At 74.7% G+C, this 13,191-nt stretch carries 11 protein-coding genes and 1 pseudogene; 4 read left to right on the forward strand and 8 right to left on the reverse strand.

The window, feature by feature from the left end; all coding sequences use genetic code 11:
• Positions 1-9: 9 nt before the first annotated feature.
• Positions 10-1,398, reverse strand: a complete 1,389-nt coding sequence (gene lpdA / locus I8N68_RS10085) for a dihydrolipoyl dehydrogenase (RefSeq protein WP_200209637.1) — start codon at positions 1,396-1,398, stop codon at positions 10-12.
• Between the two features lie 180 nt (positions 1,399-1,578).
• Here lpdA and I8N68_RS10090 point away from each other — a divergent pair, with 180 nt between their 5' ends.
• Complete coding sequence (locus tag I8N68_RS10090) at positions 1,579-1,908, forward strand: hypothetical protein (protein WP_200209638.1); 330 nt, start codon at positions 1,579-1,581, stop codon at positions 1,906-1,908.
• A gap of 62 nt (positions 1,909-1,970) precedes the next feature.
• Here the strand turns inward: I8N68_RS10090 and I8N68_RS10095 are convergent, their stop codons facing one another.
• Complete coding sequence (locus I8N68_RS10095; protein WP_200209639.1) at positions 1,971-3,542, reverse strand: leucyl aminopeptidase; 1,572 nt, start codon at positions 3,540-3,542, stop codon at positions 1,971-1,973.
• A gap of 162 nt (positions 3,543-3,704) precedes the next feature.
• On the opposite strand from I8N68_RS10095, the gene gcvT reads away from it, so the two are divergent.
• Positions 3,705-4,835, forward strand: a complete 1,131-nt coding sequence (gene gcvT, locus I8N68_RS10100) for a glycine cleavage system aminomethyltransferase GcvT (protein ID WP_200209640.1) — start codon at positions 3,705-3,707, stop codon at positions 4,833-4,835.
• A gap of 18 nt (positions 4,836-4,853) precedes the next feature.
• On the opposite strand, the gene I8N68_RS10105 is transcribed toward gcvT, so the two are convergent.
• The 5 genes and pseudogenes from I8N68_RS10105 to I8N68_RS10125 form a co-directional block, all read right to left on the reverse strand.
• Entirely contained in the window at positions 4,854-6,146 is a 1,293-nt protein-coding gene (locus I8N68_RS10105; RefSeq protein WP_200209641.1) for a DUF2314 domain-containing protein, read from the reverse strand.
• 65 nt (positions 6,147-6,211) lie between these two features.
• On the reverse strand, positions 6,212-6,985 hold the full coding sequence (gene cobS, locus I8N68_RS10110; protein WP_200209642.1) for an adenosylcobinamide-GDP ribazoletransferase: 774 nt from the start codon (positions 6,983-6,985) through the stop codon (positions 6,212-6,214).
• A complete protein-coding gene (locus tag I8N68_RS10115) occupies positions 6,975-8,957 on the reverse strand; it encodes a bifunctional adenosylcobinamide kinase/adenosylcobinamide-phosphate guanylyltransferase (protein ID WP_200209643.1) in 1,983 nt (660 codons plus the stop codon). Before I8N68_RS10115 ends, cobS begins: the two co-directional genes overlap by 11 nt.
• Before the next feature lie 197 nt (positions 8,958-9,154).
• The gene (locus I8N68_RS10120; RefSeq protein WP_200209644.1) at positions 9,155-9,346 is read right to left on the reverse strand and encodes a hypothetical protein; all 192 of its coding nucleotides are present in this window, start codon (positions 9,344-9,346) and stop codon (positions 9,155-9,157) included.
• Positions 9,347-9,629: 283 nt separating this feature from the next.
• Positions 9,630-10,964, reverse strand: a pseudogene (locus I8N68_RS10125) (serine/threonine-protein kinase); the annotation flags it as partial.
• A 149-nt stretch (positions 10,965-11,113) separates the two neighbouring features.
• Here I8N68_RS10125 and I8N68_RS10130 point away from each other — a divergent pair.
• Both I8N68_RS10130 and I8N68_RS10135 read left to right on the forward strand, forming a co-directional pair.
• Positions 11,114-11,314 carry a hypothetical protein gene (locus I8N68_RS10130; protein ID WP_200209646.1) on the forward strand — a complete coding sequence of 67 codons (201 nt, stop codon included), beginning with the start codon at positions 11,114-11,116 and terminating at the stop codon, positions 11,312-11,314.
• Complete coding sequence (locus I8N68_RS10135; RefSeq protein WP_200209845.1) at positions 11,314-12,108, forward strand: site-2 protease family protein; 795 nt, start codon at positions 11,314-11,316, stop codon at positions 12,106-12,108. Before I8N68_RS10130 ends, I8N68_RS10135 begins: the two co-directional genes overlap by 1 nt.
• A gap of 84 nt (positions 12,109-12,192) precedes the next feature.
• Here I8N68_RS10135 and I8N68_RS10140 read toward each other — a convergent pair whose 3' ends face one another.
• Positions 12,193-13,191 (reverse strand): aldo/keto reductase family protein, encoded by a 999-nt coding sequence (locus I8N68_RS10140; protein ID WP_200209647.1) that lies wholly within the window; start codon positions 13,189-13,191, stop codon positions 12,193-12,195.

The following is a 13,191-nucleotide window of genomic DNA, read 5'->3' on the forward strand; positions in this document are numbered from 1 at the left end:
TTGTCGTGATCAGGCGTGCGAGTGCAGCGGCTTGCCGGCGAGGGCCATGTGCGCCTCGCCAAGGGCCTCGGTCTGCGTGGGGTGGGCGTGCAGGAGCTGCGCCACCTCGGCCGGGTACGCCTCCCAGTTGTAGATGAGCTGCGCCTCCCCGACCAGCTCGCCGACCCGGGCGCCGACCATGTGCACGCCGACCACCGGACCGTCCTCCAGGCGGACCACCTTCACGAAGCCGGCCGTCTTGAGGATCTGGCTCTTGCCGTTGCCACCGAGGTTGTAGTTGAAGGTCTTGACCTTGTCGCCGTACTGCTCCTTGGCCTTCGCCTCGGTCAGGCCGACCGACGCCAGCTCAGGGTCGGAGTAGGTGACCCGCGGGATGCCCGCCTCGTCGATCACGGCCGGGTTCTGGCCGGCGATCTCCTCGGCGACGAAGATGCCCTGCTGGAAGCCGCGGTGGGCGAGCTGGAGGCCGGGCACGATGTCGCCGACCGCGTAGACGTTCGGCACGCTGGTGCACAACCGCTCGTCGGTCAGCACGTAGCCGCGGTCCATCTTGACGCCCTGCTCCTCGTACCCGAGGTTGGCGGTGTTCGGGCCGCGACCGACGGCGACCAGCAGCAGCTCGGCCTCGACGGTCTCGCCGCCGGAGATGGTCAGCTTGACGCCCTTCTCGGTCTTCTCGACCTTCTCGAACGGCTTGCCGACCTTGAAGTTGATCTTACGCTTGCGGAACGCCCGCTCCAGCGCCTTGGACGACTCCTCGTCCTCGGCGGCGACCAGGCGGGGCAGCGCCTCGACGATCGTCACGTCCACCCCGAAGGACTTCCACACGCTGGCGAACTCGACGCCGATCACGCCGCCGCCGAGCACGATCACCGACGCGGGGACCCGGTCGAGGGTCAGCGCGTGGTCGCTGGTGATGATCCGCTCGCCGTCGATCTCCAGGCCGGGCAGGCTCTTCGCGTACGAGCCGGAGGCCAGGATGACGTTGCGGCCGGTGTAGCGCTTGCCGTCCACCTCGACCACGTTCTGGCCGACCAGCTTGCCGGCGCCCGCCACGAAGGTGATGTTCTTGGCGCTGCCCACCAGGCCCTGCAGGCCCTTGTACAGGCGGGAGATCACGCCGTCCTTGTACGAGTTGACCGCGGCCATGTCGATGCCGACCAGCTCGGCCTTCACGCCGAACTGCTCCGACTCGCGGGTCTGGTCGGCGATCTCGGCGGCGTGCAGCAGCGCCTTGGTGGGGATGCAGCCGTTGTGCAGGCAGGTCCCGCCGAGCTTGCCCTTCTCGATGAGCGCGACGGAGAGATCCAGCTGGGCGGCACGCAGCGCCGCCGCGTAGCCGCCGCTGCCACCTCCGAGAATGACGATGTCGAAGGTCGCTTCGTTCGGCTCGCTCACGTCCAACTCCCAGGTCGCGTCGCTGCATCGGGGGTCACGGCAGGGTGACACGGAACAGACCCCACCTCGGTCATCTTGTCACTCCGAGCCCGAGGGCGCGTACTGAGGTGCCCAACGACACGTCACGGACACGTACGCTTGGCACCGTCTTCGATAGTGCGCGGGGGAGGAGATGGTCCGGTGGGGCTGTTCCGTCGACGGAAGCGGACGAGCGTGGCGAGCCGTGACCGGGTCGCCGACCGCGCCGACCTGGACCATTTGGAGAACTTCGTCCGCACCCGGCGGGGCGTCGAGGCGTACATCGAGCCGCGGACGACCGTCACCGAGACCACCGTCATGCTGATCGCCGACGACGGCGAGTGGACCCGGCGGCGGATCGACGGCCCGGAGGGTGCCCGGCGCTTGGCCCGCAAGCTGGCCATCCCGATCTACGACGTCCGGCTGATGGGCTACCCGCAACGGATGCGCGACTACAACGAACGCCGCAAGCGCCGTCCCGAGCTGTTCTGAGGCCCGGGCACGAAGACGGGGCGCCCCCGCAGGGAGCGCCCCGTCGTGCTGTCCGGTACCCGTCAGCCGTTGGCGGCGACGTCCTCGACCAGGTGGACCAGGGTGCGGACCGGCACGCCCGTGCCGCCCTTGGTCAAGTAGCCGGTCGCCTCGCCCGAGTGGTAGCCCGGCCCGGCGATGTCGATGTGCGCCCAGGCGACGTCGTCGGTGACGAACTCCCGCAGGAAGACCCCGCCCTGGAGCATGTGACCGGCGCGGTCCATGCCGGCGTTGACCTGCGAGATGTCCGCGACGTCGGAGTCCATGCCCTTGCGCACGTCGTCCGGCAGCGGCATCGGCCAGGCCGGCTCGCCGGTCGCCTCGCCGGCCGCCTTCACCCGCTCGCACAGCTCCGGGCTGCCCATCACGCCGGCGATCCTCTTGCCCAGCGAGATCACCTGGCCGCCGGTCAGGGTGGAGGTCTCGAAGAGGTAGTCGGCGCCATCCTCGCAGGCCCGCGCGATCCCGTCGGCAAGGATCATCCGGCCCTCGGCGTCGGTGTTGAGCACCTCGACCTTCTTGCCGTTGTACATGGTGATCACGTCACCGGGCCGGTAGCTGGTGCCCGACGGCATGTTCTCCGCCATCGGCAGGTACCCGGTCACCGCCACCGAAGGCTTGAGCGCCGCGATCGCCAGCATGGCCGCGCCGACCGCCGCCGCCCCCGCCATGTCGGACTTCATCTCCCACATGCCCTGCGCGGGCTTGATCGAAATGCCGCCGGTGTCGAAGGTGATGCCCTTGCCGACCAGCGCCACCCGCTTGCCGGACCCGCCGCCGGACGGGGTGTAGGTCAGCTTGACCAGCCGCGGCGGGGCCTCCGAGCCCTGCCCGACGGCGAGGATGCCGCCGTACCCGCCGGCCGCCAGGGCCGCCTCGTCCAGCACCTCCACGCCGAGGCCGGCGTCCCGGGCGGCGGCCGCCACCGCGTCGGCGAACGACGGGGGACGCAGCTCGTTCGGGGCGGTGTTCACCCAGTCGCGGCTGAGCCGCACCGCGCCGGCCACCGTCTGCGCCCGGGCGATCTCCGCCTGGGCGGCGCGGTCGGCGGCGTCCGGCACCGACACCAGCACCTCGGCCACCGGCTCCCGCCGGGTGGGCTGCGGCTTGGTCTTGTAACCGGCGAACCGGTACCCGCCGAGCAGCGCGCCCTCGGCGACGGCGCGCAGCGCGGCCGGGGCGTCGGCGTCGTCGGGCAGCGGCAGCGCCAGCGCCACCCGCGGCGCGCCGGCGAGGGCGCGCACCGCCGCGCCGGCGGCCCGGCGCAGGATCTCCGGGGCCGGGGCGGCGCCGGTCGGCTCCGGTCCGAGGCCGACGGCGGCGACCACCGGGGCGGTGACGGTGCCGAGGGTGGCCAGCTTGATCACCTCGCCGGGGCCACCGGTCGCGCCGAGCAGTGCCAGCGTCTCGGTCAGCTTGCCGTCGAACGCGGCGGCGATGCTCTCCGCGCCGCTGGCCAGCAGCAGTTTGCCGGCGGGTCCGCTGGTGGCGTCCTGCCCTCCGGTCTGGCTGTGCACGCCGATCACGATGGCATCGACGGCGAGTTCGGCGGGGTCGGTGTCGACCAGGCTCAGGGTGGTGCTGGGCGATGTCACTGAAGCTACTCCGGGCGGGCCGGGCCGGTCGCGGGTTGGCGTACCGGCGATGAAGGTCTCCGGCGGCAACCTACCCGCCGGACGTCGGGTGCGTCCCGTCGATCGTGCTGACGGGTCCCGCCGATGCTAACCAGCATGTCGGGCCCCGGTAAGTTTCCACCCATGACCGAAGTGACCTCCGACGCCGCCGCGACCCGGCTGCGCCGTTCCCCGCTGCACGAGCGGCACACCGCTCTCGGCGCCAAGTTCGCCCCGTTCGGGGGCTGGGAGATGCCGCTGGAGTACGCCGGCGGCGGCGTGCTCAAGGAGCACACGGCGGTGCGTACCGGAGTCGGCGTCTTCGACGTCTCCCACCTGGGCAAGGCGCGGATCACCGGGCCCGGCGCCGCGGGCTTCGTCAACGCCTGCCTCACCAACGACCTCGGCCGGATCGCCGTCGGCCAGGCGCAGTACACGCTGTGCTGCGACGACGCCACCGGCGGCGTGGTGGACGACATCATCGCCTACCTGCACGCCGACGACCACGTCTTCCTGATTCCCAACGCGGCGAACACCGCCGAGGTGGTGCGCCGGTTGCGCGCCGCCGCGCCGACCGGGGTCGAGGTCAGCGACGAGCACGGGGCGTACGCCGTCCTCGCCGTGCAGGGCCCGCGCTCGGCGGAGCTGCTCGGCGCGCTGGGCCTGCCCACCGAACACGGCTACATGAGCTTCTCCACCGCCACCCTGGACGGGGTGGGGCTGACCGTGTGCCGGACCGGGTACACCGGCGAGCTGGGCTACGAGCTGGTCGTGCCGGCGGCCCACGCGGTCGCCGTCTGGGACGCGCTCTTCGCCGCCGGGGAGCCGTACGAGCTGCGGGCCTGCGGGCTGGCCGCCCGGGACACCCTGCGCACCGAGATGGGCTACCCGCTGCACGGGCAGGACCTGTCGCCGGACATCACCCCGGTGCAGGGCCGCTCCGGCTGGGCGGTCGGCTGGGACAAGCCGGCCTTCTGGGGCCGGGACGTGCTGCTCGCGGAGAAGGCCGCCGGTCCGCGCCGTACGCTGCGCGGCCTGGCGGCGGTCGACCGGGCCATCCCGCGTCCCGGCATGGCCGTCTACGCCGGTGACACCCGGGTCGGCACCGTCACCAGCGGCACCTTCTCGCCCACGAGGAAGCAGGGCATCGCCCTGGCCCTGCTGGACACCGACCCGAAGCTGGCCGATGGCGATGTGGTCGAGGTCGACATCCGTGGCCGGCGCGCCCAGATGACCGTCGCCCGTCCCCCCTTCGTCACCCCCTCGGTCAGGTGACCCCACCCCACTCGGGGGTTAGTCCGAGGTGGGGTGGTCGCCGGCGTCGAGGACGGCCTGGGTCCAGCCGCCCTCGATGACGCCGGTGCCGTCGAGCAGGGCCCAGTCGACGAGGTCGGTCGGCTCGACGACCACGGGGGCGCCGATCCGCACGGTCGGGTCGGTCGCGGCGTCGCTGGCGCTGACCCCGACGATCCGCTCCGGGGTCTCCCAGGAGGTCACCCCGGCCCAGACGAACTCGGGGCCCTCGTCGCCGGGCAGGCCGTACTTGACCACGAGCTGGGTCTCGGCGGGGAGCTGACCGGCCAGGAACCGGGCCCGGATGTCGCCCAGGCCGGCGCGGGCCGTCGCGATCGCCTTGCTCATCGCGTCGCCGGGGCGGGCGTACCGGACGTCCGGCTGGATGCCGGCGAAGAGCGTGGCGCAGGCGGCGGCGAAGTAGCGTCCGGCGGGCCCGGCGTGGCCGGGCGGTGGCCGCAGGCTGAGGAACGAGTCCGCGTCCGGGTCGGTGGCCGGGTCCAGCTCCAGCCGGAGCAGCACCGGCGCGGTGGCCCCGTGCTGCTCCGGGTTGCCGTACGCCACCGCGATGTCGTGGCCGGTCACGGTAGCCAGCACCGGCAGTTGCACGAACGCCGGCACCTCCTCGCCGGCCAGCCCGTCGGTCCAGTCCCGCAGCAGCCGCCGGGCGGCGCCGGTCATCACCGCGCCCCAGGCCCGGGTGAGGTGGTCCGGCACCCCCTGCGCCTGGAGTTCGAGCAGCCCGAACCGGCGTAGCCCCTTGGTGGTGAACCACAGCCCGTCGGCGTCCGAGGAGTAGGGCACCAGCACCCAGTCGACCAGCCGGATGCGGCCCTGGGCGTCGGGGAGCGAGCGCAGCGCCGCTGCCGGGTCGAGGAACTGGAGGCCGAAGACGTCCACCACGTCGCTGCCGACGGTCTCGGCCACCGCGGCGGCCACCGCCCGGGCCGCCCACTCGTGCGCGGGCGGCCAGCCCGGCCGGTACTCCGCCTGCACCACCACCAGGTGCGTCGCGGCGGCCAGCCGGGCCAGCTGGGCCTCGGTGGCGCCGAACGCGGTGAGCAGGTCCGGCGGCAGTTCCGGGAACTCGCCGATCGACCGCGTGTCCACCGTCATCAGCGGGCTGTCGAGCATCTGCTTCGCCAGGCCGTGCACCGGCTCGGCGAGCCGCCCGGCGAGCGCCGCCACGGCCGTCTTCGGGCTGACCTTCGGCAGCCCCTTGATGGGCACCAGGTAGGTCGCGTCGAGCGACTCCGGCACGGGTACGGGCAGGAAGTCGTCCGTGATGAGCATGCCGTCCCCCATCGACCACGCCGGTGCTGTCGTTCACGAACGCTACCCGGCCGGAGGTGCCGCGCTCAGCCGGACAGCACCAGTCCCAGGTAGACCAGCGTGGTGACGATCTCCACGGTGGCGCCGAGCACGTCCCCGGTGACCCCGCCGAGCCGGCGTACCGCATGCCGGAGCAGCCCGGTCTCGACGGCGAGGGCGGCGCCGACGGCGAGCGGCCCCTGCCACGGGCGATCCGGCACCGCGGGTGCCGCCAGCAGCGCGACGGCGGCCGTGCCGACGACCAGCGCCACCGGGCCCACCGTGCCGGCCACCAGCGCGCCCAGCCCCTCCGGCCGGGCGGCCGGGACGCCGCGCCGGCAGGCCACCGCGACGCCGAGCCGGCCCGCCGCGGTCGCGGCGACCACGCCCGCGAGCGCCGCCGGCCAGGACCGCCCGGCCAGCTCCGCGAGCACCGCCGTCTGGAGCAGCAGTACGACCACCAGGGCGACCACCCCGAACGGGCCGACGTCCGGCTTCTTCATGATCTCCAGCGCGGCGGCGCCCCGCCGGTACGACCCCAGCGCGTCCACGGTGTCGGCCAGCCCGTCCAGGTGCAGGCCCCGGGTGAGCAGCGCGCCGAGGCCGACGGTGACCCCGGCGGCGACCAGCGGGGGAGCGAGCGCGGCGGTCAGCAGCAGCACGCCGGCGAGCAGCGCGCCGAGCAGCGCGCCCACCGCCGGGGCGAGCGCCATCGCCCGGCCCGCCGCGGCCCGGTCGACCTGGCCGGTGCGCAGCGGCAGCGTGGTGAAGGTGGTGACCGCCAGTCGGACGCCGTCGGCGAGCCGCGACTCAGTCGGCACGCCGACCGGGGGACTCCGGCACGGCGACCCGCTCGTCCGGCTCGGTGGTGGTGGGTCCCGGGCCGGCCGGCTCCGGCTCGGCGAACTCCGGCTCGGTGGTGGTCGGTCCGGGCCCGGCCGGCTCCGGCTCGGCGAACTCCGGCTCGGTGGTGGTCGGTCCCGGCCCGGCCGGCTCCGGCTCGACGAACTCCTCGTCGTCCTCCGGCTCGCCACCCAGCGACGGGTGCACCGGCAGGGTGGCGGCCAGCGCCAGCACCGAGCGCAGCAGCGGCAGCGTGGCCAGCGCGGTGGCGCCCTCGCCGAGGCCGAGCCGCAGGTCCAGCAGCGGGGTCAGGCCGAGCACGTCGGCGGCCAGCCGGACCGCCGGCTGCCCGCCGTGGTCGGGCAGCAGGCACCAGTGCCGGGCCTGCCCGGCCAGATCCCGGCTGACCATGCCGGCGGCCACCCCGACCGGCCCGTCGAGCAGCACGGGCACCCGCCGGGCGGTCGCGCCGAGCAGCACGCCGGTCGCCACCGCGATGTCCCCGCCGCCCAGCTCGGCCAGCACGTCCTTGGCCTCCCGCGGAGAGCGGCGGGTGCGGTGCAGCGCGTCGCGGACCGCCGCGCAGCGGACCATCCACGCCGCATCGTCGATCTCGCCGGCCTCGGTGACCACGCGGCCGAGCACCGCCGGCGGCTCCGCGCCGGCCGTGGCCGCGAGCACCGCGGCGGCGGCCGCCTCGGTGCCGGCGCCGCACGCCGCCAGCACCAGCAGTTGTACGCCCGCGTCGGCGGCCTGCTCGGCCAGCCGCCAGCCGTACCGCAGAGCCGACTCCACCTCGTCGGCGGTCAGCGTCGGCCCGTCCTCCATCGGTGCCGAGGCCGGCGCCTCGACCACCTGGAGGCTGGCGCCGCTCTCGGCGGCCAGCCGGGCCAGCGCGCCCCGGCCCGCGCGGGCCTGCCGGGCGCGGCGGGCGGACTCGCCGGGCACCGCGCCGGCCGCGGCGCCGCCGGCGTGGTCGCCGTGCAGCAGCAGCACCCGCACCGAGCTCCAGGGTGCCGGGGTGGCGGTGCCCTGGGTGGCGCCGGCGAAGCCCACCACCCGTTCCAGCACACCGAGCCCGGCGCCGGGCACGTCCAGGGTGGCGAGCCGGTCGACGGCCTGCGGGCCGGCGTAGTCGTCGGGCATCGGCAGTTCCATGCCGGGCTGGATGACCAGCCCGGTGGCGACCATCGGCAGGGCCATGGTCGGCGCCGCCCAGGCCGCGCTCTCCTCCGCCGGCGCCGGGGTCGGCGTGGGCGCCACGGCCGGGGTGAACACCTCCGGCAGCGCGGCCTCCGGTGCCCCGGCGGGGCGGGTCGGCGGGGCGCCGTTGGTCGCCGCCGGCGCCGGCTCGCCGGCCTGGCCGGGGCCTGCCTGCGCGGGCACGGCGGCCCGCGGCGCGGCGGTCGGCTTCAGCCAGCTCGGCTGGCCGGCGATGACCAGCACCACGGCGTCGCAGGCGTCGGCGACCGCCCGGTTGGCCGCACCGAGCGCGTCGGTGAACGCCCGGCCGAGCGGAGTGGTCGGCACCAGGGAGAGCCCGACCTCCGGGCTGACCAGCACGATCCGCGCGGCACTGGCCCGGATCGCCGCCGCCAGCTCCGTCACGGTGGCCGTGTCGTCGGCCGGCTGGTGCGCCGGGTCCAGCAGCACGGTCACCCAGCCGCCGAGATCGTCGACCAGGAGCGTCTCGTTCGGCCCGGCGGTGGCGATGACGTCGGCCAGCCGGCGCGGGTCGTCCGCCGTCTCCTCGGTGGTCCAGCTGCCCGGCCGGCGGGCCCGGTGGGCCCCCAGCCGGGTGGCCCACTCGGTGTCCTCCGGATCGCCGGCTTGCGCGGTGGCCAGGTAGCGGACCGTCGGCGCGTCGGCCACCAGCGATTCCGCGAACTCGGACTTGCCGGACCGGATACCGCCGAGCACCAGGAGCGTGTTCCACCCGTCAACGGACATGCCCGTACCTTAAGGCCGTCCGGCGGACCGCCGCCCGCCGCCCCGGACGCGGCCCGGCCGGCGGACGACGTACCGGCGGGCCGGGGCGGCCCGGTTCAGCCGCAGTGCTCGAACGGGCTGCCGTAGCTGGCCCCGGCGACCGCGCCGCCCCACTTCACGCAGGCCCCGGCGGCGCCCGCCCGGACCGGGCCGGCGTATTACTCGAACGCGCCGCTGTCGGTCTGGCGGGTCTTCCCCTGCACCTCCAGGTACGCCGACACGGTGGTGGCCCGGCCGACGTCCGTGTCCTTGAGGGTGACCACGCAGTTGGCGCCGCTGGCGGTGTTGTAGAGCAGGTAGACCCGCCCCCGGCGAGTCCCGGACACGGTCAGCGCCGCCGAGCCGATCACCTGGTAGCCGCTGCCGCACGCCTGCCCTGCGGTGTACGGATTGGGCTTCTCAGGGGCGCTGGTCGTGCCGGACGGCCTTGGCGACCCGGTCGTGCCGCCGGCCGGGCGGGTCGCCGACGGGCCGATCGTCGGAACGGTCAGCGGGTCCGTCGAGCGGGTCGGCGCGGTCGACGGGGGCCGGGTGGCGCGGCCGGTGCGACTCGGCGTCGCCCCCGGCGTGTCCCCGGTGGCCGCCGCCGACGGCTGCCCCGGCGCGGCGAGCGCCGATTCCCCGGTCAGCGCGGCCCGGCGTTCCGGCGGCTCGGACCCGCCGGGCGGGCGCAGCGCCGCCACCGCGACCAGGGTCACCAGCGCGACCAGCACGACGCCCGCCGCGCCCGCCAGGGCCAGCTTCCGCCCCCCGGGGGCCACTCGACGGCTCCTCCCGGGTGGGCGGGACGCCGGAACCGGCGTGCCGGTCCTGCTGCGGCCCGTACCCGCCGGGGTGGGCCGGCGGCGCGGAGAGTGGACCGCCGGCTGCGGCGGCGCGGGGCGGGGCGGTGGGCCGTACCGCGGGATCGCCGCCCGGCTGCCCGGGGTGGGCACCCGGACCGCCAGGCTGACCCGACAGCGGCCCGGCGGGTGCTCCCGTGGGGTGGCCGGTCGACGGCGGTCCGGCCGGTGCTCCCGCTGGTTGGCCGGTCGACGGCGATTCGGTCGGCGGCGCCGGGGTGGGGGTCGGCGGCGCGGCCGGGCCGGCGACGGCGGGCCCCGGCACCGCCCACGGCGGGCGGGGTGGCACCGGCACGCTGGCCAGCGTCGCGTCCCGGGCGTCCTCGGCCATCGCGGCCCCGCCCGGGTACCGGTCGGCGGGGCGCTTGGCCAGCGCCCGGCGTACCACCTCCCGCACCGCGGGCGGCGTGCCCGGCGGCAGCGGGGCGGGCTCGTCCTGGACGTGCCGCAGCGCCACCTGGAGCGGGTTCTCGCCCTCGAACGGCGGGCGGCCGGCGAGGCAGTAGTAGGCGACCGCGCCGAGCGCGTAGACGTCGGTGACCGCCGAGACCGGCTGGCCGGCCGCCTGCTCGGGCGACATGTAGGAGGCGGTGCCGAGCACCATGTGGGCGGCGGTGATCCCCGCCATGGTGGTGGACCGGGCGATGCCGAAGTCCACCAGCACCACGCTGCCGTCCCGCTTGACCAGCAGGTTCCCCGGCTTGACGTCCCGGTGGACGATCCCGGCGAGGTGGGCGGCGTGCAGCGCCCGGGCGGCCTGCGCCACCACCGACATCGTCGAGGCCGGGTCGAGCCGGCCGGCGCGGCGTACCCAGGTCACCAGCGGCTCGCCGTCGACGTACTCCATCACCAGGTAGCTGACCTGGCTGCCGTCGGCGAGCGTCGCCGAGCCGAAGTCGTGGACCTGCACGATGCCGGGGTGCCGCAGCGCGGCCATCATCCGCGCCTCGGCATGGAAGCGGGTGGTGAACTCCGGGTCGGCGACCAGCGACGGCAGCAGCACCTTCACCGCCACCTCCCGGCCCAGCAGGGTGTCGGTGCAGCGCCAGACCGCCCCCATGCCGCCGGTCGCGATCCGCTCGCCCAGCAGGTAGCGATCGCTGAGCACCACTCCTTGAGTCAGCACCGCGTCACCGTACCGGCCGGCGGCGACCTCGTTGATCCACCCGGTGGGCCGTCCGGACCATGGTCGGCCGGGCCGTCCCGCGATCGGCCGACTACGCTTGCGGAGGTTTCCGTCCCAGAGGGACGACGGGCGGCGAGGGGAGACGCGGCATGGCGTGGAGCTGGCGGTACGAGGGCACGGACGGCCAGTCGGTCGAGGGACCGGCGGAGTCGTTCCCCAGCCAGGCGGATGCCGAGTCGTGGATCGGCCAGGTCTGGCGGGAGCTCGCGGCGTCCGGCGTCACCTCCGTCGCGCTCGTCGAGGACGACCGGGTGGAGTACCGGATGAGCCTGCTGCCCCCGGCCGAGTGATGGGCTACAACCGGCCCGGCGAGCCACTGGTGCTCGGCGTGCCCCGGGCGGCGTTCCGGCCCAGCCCGGTCTTCCTCGCCCTGGTCGCGCTCTTCGTGACCAGCGGGGTGCTGGCCTGGCAGCGGTACGGCAACGTCCGGTTCGACGTGTTCCTCTTCGTCGTCTCCGGCTGGCTGGTGTCGCTCTGCCTGCACGAGTACGCCCACGCGGTGGTCGCCTACCGGGCCGGGGACCGGGACATCGCGCACCGGGGCTACCTGACGCTCAATCCGTTCAAGTACACCCACCCGCTGCTGTCGATCGTGCTGCCGGTGCTGGTGGTGCTGCTCGGCGGCATCGGCCTGCCCGGCGGGGCGGTCTGGGTGGACCGGCACGCGATCCCCGGCCGGCTGCGGCACACCCTGGTCAGCCTCGCCGGCCCGGCCACCAACGTGCTGTTCACCCTGGTGCTGGTGGCGGCGCTGCGGATCGGCTTCGGCACCGGCGGCTCGATCGAGTTCTGGGCCGGGGTGGGCCTGCTGGCGTTCCTCCAGCTCACCGCCAGCGTGCTCAACCTGCTGCCGGTGCCCGGCCTGGACGGCGGCAACATGATCCAACCGTGGCTGAGCCCGGCGCACCGGCGCACCTACGACCTCTTCGCGCCGTACGGCTTCATCCTGCTCTTTGCGCTGCTGTGGAGCCCGCGGATCGGCGGCTGGTTCTTCAGCGCGATCTTCGCGATCGCCGACTTCCTGGGCCTGCCCCCCGCCTTCTACTCGGCCGGCTTCGACCTGATCCGTTTCTGGCAGGGCTGACCGTCGCCTCGTCGATCTGGGGCTCGTCGCCGCCGCTGGAGATCAGCAGGCAACGACGGGCCCCAGATCGACTCGGTGCGGGCGTTACGGGCGCTGGGCGGGGGATTCGGTCTTGGCCGCGTCGCGCTCGGTGACCGGCTCGACGATCTCGTCGATCGCCTTGAGCAGGTCGGCGTCGAGGTTGACGCCGGCGGCCTTGACGTTGTCGTACACCTGCTCCGGGCGGGACGCGCCGACGATCGCCGACGACACGTTCGGGTTCTGCAGGACCCACGCGATGGCCAGCTGCGGCATGGTCAGCCCGGCCTGCTCGGCCAGCGGCTTGAGCCGCTGCACCCGGGTCAGCACCTCGTCGGTCAGCCAGGACGCGATGAAGCCCGCACCGGACTTCTCGTCGGTGGCGCGGGAACCGGCCGGCGGCGGCTGACCCGGCAGGTACTTGCCGGAGAGCACGCCCTGGGCCATCGGCGACCAGACGATCTGGCCGACCCCCAGCTCCTCGCTCGTGGGCACGACCTCGGTTTCGATGACCCGCCACAGCATCGAGTACTGCGGCTGGTTGGAGACCAGCGGGATGCGCAGCTCACGGGCCAGCTGGTGGGCCTCGCGGAGCTGCGACGCCTTCCACTCCGAGACACCGATGTAGTGCGCCTTGCCGGAGTGCACGACGTCGGCGAAGGCCTCCATCGTCTCCTCCAGCGGGGTGCTGTAGTCGTACCGGTGGGCCTGGTAGAGGTCCACGTAGTCGGTCTGGAGCCGACCCAGCGAGCCGTTGATCGACTCCATGATGTGCTTGCGGGACAGGCCGCGGTCGTTGCGCCCCGGGCCGGTCGGCCAGTAGACCTTGGTGAAGATCTCCAGCCCCTCGCGCCGCTCGCCCTTGAGCGCCCGGCCGAGGACCGACTCGGCCCTGGTGCCGGCGTACACGTCGGCGGTGTCGAAGGTGGTGATGCCGGAGTCCAGGGCGGCGCGCACGCACGCGGTCGCCGCGTCCTCCTCGACCTGGGAACCGTGGGTGATCCAGTTGCCGTACGAGATCTCGCTGACCAGCAGGCCGGAACGGCCTAGGTGTCGGAATTCCAT

This window comes from Micromonospora coerulea (assembly GCF_016598485.1).
GTDB classification, from domain to species: Bacteria; Actinomycetota; Actinomycetes; order Mycobacteriales; family Micromonosporaceae; genus Micromonospora; species Micromonospora coerulea.

Bases quoted from the DNA above. Each gene is read 5' to 3' on its own strand.
- I8N68_RS10115 (WP_200209643.1), bottom strand. From the start codon at position 8,957: ATGTCCGTTGACGGGTGGAACACGCTCCTGGTGCTCGGCGGTATCCGG.
- I8N68_RS10105 (WP_200209641.1), bottom strand. From the start codon at position 6,146: ATGCTCATCACGGACGACTTCCTGCCCGTACCCGTGCCGGAGTCGCTC.
- I8N68_RS10140 (WP_200209647.1), bottom strand. From the start codon at position 13,191: ATGGAATTCCGACACCTAGGCCGTTCCGGCCTGCTGGTCAGCGAGATC.
- I8N68_RS10130 (WP_200209646.1), top strand. From the start codon at position 11,114: ATGGCGTGGAGCTGGCGGTACGAGGGCACGGACGGCCAGTCGGTCGAG.
- gcvT (WP_200209640.1), top strand. From the start codon at position 3,705: ATGACCGAAGTGACCTCCGACGCCGCCGCGACCCGGCTGCGCCGTTCC.
- I8N68_RS10135 (WP_200209845.1), top strand. From the start codon at position 11,314: ATGGGCTACAACCGGCCCGGCGAGCCACTGGTGCTCGGCGTGCCCCGG.